The following is a 2,165-nucleotide window of genomic DNA, read 5'->3' on the forward strand; positions in this document are numbered from 1 at the left end:
CCAATGCTCGAGATCCCGCTGCCAATCCTCTTCCATCGCCAGCCTCCATCAAAGCTGGCTCCCTATGAATCACGCATTTCCCCTGCAGGGAATCCCGAAAATCACAATTCTGCCAAAGTAGTGCTAGTCTGGTGGAGAATCATGTCCCCGCCGGCATCAAGATCACGCAGCAGAGCGAGAACGGCATGCTCGGCATAGGCCCGTTTTCGTATGACGAGGATGTCGATCCCGACCTGATCAACGCCAGCAAGCAGACGATCTCGGCCCTGCCCACCACCAGCTTCTTTTCCAGCGCGGACAGCTTCGGGATGATCCGCGGCGGCCATATCGGCATGGCCGTGCAGGGCGCGATGGAAGTTTCGGCAGACGGCTACCTCGCCAACTGTACGCTCCCGGGCAAGATGGTGAAGGATCACGTCTCCAAGCACGGCGATCCCAAGATAGTGCCAGCCTGCACCCTGCCGCTGACCGGCAAGCGCGTGGTGGACATGATCGTTAGCGATCTGGTCGTCTTCGCCATTGATCGCAAGGCGGGCGGGCTGACGCTGGTGGAGCTCGCCCCCGGCGTCACGCTGGAGGAAGTGACCGCCAAGACGGGCGCGCCGTTCGTCTCCGCGCTGGAAGAGGCACTCTGATGTTCACCAGCGTTCCCGGTACACGGCTCTACTGGAAGCAGGAGGGGCGCGAGGGTGCCCGTCCGCTAGTGCTTCTCAATTCCATCGGCACCGACATGGACTTGTGGGACCCGGTGCTACCGCTGCTGCGCGCGCGCTTCCGGCTGCTGCGTATCGACACGCGCGGCCACGGTGCTTCCACGGCCGAGCCCGGCGACTTTTCGATGCAACTGCTGGCGCGCGATGTTCTGGCGGTGGCGCACGATGCCGGGATCAATCGGTTCGCGCTCGCGGGCTTGTCGCTGGGCGGCATGATCGGCATGGAATTGGCGCTGGCCCGTCCGCAGCAGGTGGAAAAGCTGGTGCTGGTCTGCACGTCCGCAACGATGAACGCGGCCTCGTGGAACGAGCGCATCGCCAAAGTCCGTAGCTCGGGTATGGTCGCCATCGCGGATCTCGCGATGGGCCGCTTTCTCTCCGACGACCTGCGCGAGAAGAACCCCGCGCTTTACGAGACGGTGCGCCGCCAATTGGTAACCATGGACCCGCAAGGCTACGCCGGCTGCGGTGCCGCGATCCGCGACATGGACCTTGGCGCACGGATCGGCGGGATTGTCGCAACTACGCTGGTCGTCACCGGTACGCGCGATACTTCTACCCCGCTCGAAGGGCACGGCGAGCATCTGCTGGCCCGCATTCCCGGCGCCAGCCATGCCGAACTGGCCGCCGCGCACCTTGCGCCGCTGGAAGCGCCCGAAGCGCTAGCCGCTGCGCTCATTTCGTTTCTCGAAGGCTGACCCCTCATATCCGAAGCATTCGTCTGCGATGCCATCCGCACACCCATCGGCAAGCTGAACGGCTCGTTCTCCGGCGTTCGCGCCGATGACCTTGCCGCCATTCCGCTGCGCGCCCGGGTGATCGGCATGGCCGCATCGGTCATCGCGCCGCGCATCATGGGGGCAGGGCCGATCGAGGCCGCTCGCAAGGTTATGCGGAAAATCCGGGATTTCGATGGACTGGACCGACGTGATCGAACTGAACGAAGCCTTCTAGGTGTTCACCCGGATGATGGAAGGTTTGTCTGCCCAGACACCGACCCTAGAACTGTCATGATCGATGCGACCTATCTCAAGGCTCACGCACGGCTTCCAGCCTTAGGGTAAAAAAAGGGGATCTCGGGCACACGATCGATGGACCCGTGCACCAGCAAGGGCAACGCTGCGCAAGACCGAGAGGCTATGCGCTGCCCTTGCTGCATGAAGCGGTGGCATTTCTATCTTGCGCAACAAGTGTTTTGTTCAAAAGGCAGGAACAATTTTGTGGGAAAAGTTGCCAATGAAGATGATATATAGGTTCTTAGACTAATGTAGAGATTTCATGTCGGTCTCGGTGGTTGCGAACCCCCGCAACCAATATAAACAACGACTTAGCAGACATACGCCGCACCGAGCGATAAGCCGTGTCCGCAGCAGGTCCGCTTCCAGCACAACATTTTTGAACACCGCAACGCCGAAACGGCATCACGCTGCACACCGTTGCCGAAGGCCTGAC

The 2,165-nt window shown here is 61.4% G+C and carries 1 protein-coding gene and 1 pseudogene; both read left to right on the forward strand.

The window, feature by feature from the left end; genetic code table 11:
- Positions 1-125: 125 nt before the first annotated feature.
- Positions 126-635 (forward strand): annotated as a pseudogene (locus V2S85_RS27015) (CoA-transferase); the annotation flags it as partial.
- Positions 635-1,411 carry a 3-oxoadipate enol-lactonase gene (pcaD, locus tag V2S85_RS27020; RefSeq protein ID WP_330705861.1) on the forward strand — a complete coding sequence of 259 codons (777 nt, stop codon included), beginning with the start codon at positions 635-637 and terminating at the stop codon, positions 1,409-1,411. The pseudogene V2S85_RS27015 and the gene pcaD, both read left to right, overlap by 1 nt.
- Positions 1,412-2,165: the final 754 nt, after the last annotated feature.

This window comes from Novosphingobium resinovorum (assembly GCF_036352595.1).
Lineage (GTDB): Bacteria > Pseudomonadota > Alphaproteobacteria > Sphingomonadales > Sphingomonadaceae > Novosphingobium > Novosphingobium resinovorum_B.